The 449-nt window shown below is 64.1% G+C and carries 1 pseudogene; it reads right to left on the minus strand.

The features are described 5' to 3' along the window. Nucleotides 1–449 (minus strand): annotated as a pseudogene (locus tag AUL36_RS23585) (IS5 family transposase); the annotation flags it as partial.

Consider the following 449-nt stretch of genomic DNA (forward strand, 5'->3'; position numbering starts at 1 on the left):
CTGCAAGAGCGTCCCGGAACCAGTCGGCGTCGTAGCCCCGATCGCCGAGCAGCCACTGCGCCTTGGGCAGATCGTCCAACAGCGCTGCTGCCCCGGTATAATCGCTCACCGGCCCGGCGGTCAGGAAGAAGCTCAGCGGACGACCGTTCGCATCGGCCACGGCGTGAAGCTTGGTGTTCATGCCGCCCTTGGTGCGACCGATCAGGCGGCCAAGGCCCCCTTTTTGACCGCAAGGCTCGATGCCGTGCGGTGCGCCTTCAGGTAGGTCGCATCGATCATGATGGTCTGCGGATCGGCACCGGCTGCTGCCAGTCCTTCCATTATCCGGACAAAGACACCCGCTTCGCCCCAACGCTTCCAACGGTTGTACAGCGTCTTTGCGGGCCCGTAGTCCTTGGGCGCATCCCGCCATCGCAGACCGTTGCGGTTGACGAAGATGATCCCGCTGA

It is taken from the genome of Aureimonas sp. D3 (assembly GCF_001463805.1).
Taxonomy (GTDB): domain Bacteria; phylum Pseudomonadota; class Alphaproteobacteria; order Rhizobiales; family Rhizobiaceae; genus Aureimonas; species Aureimonas ureilytica_A.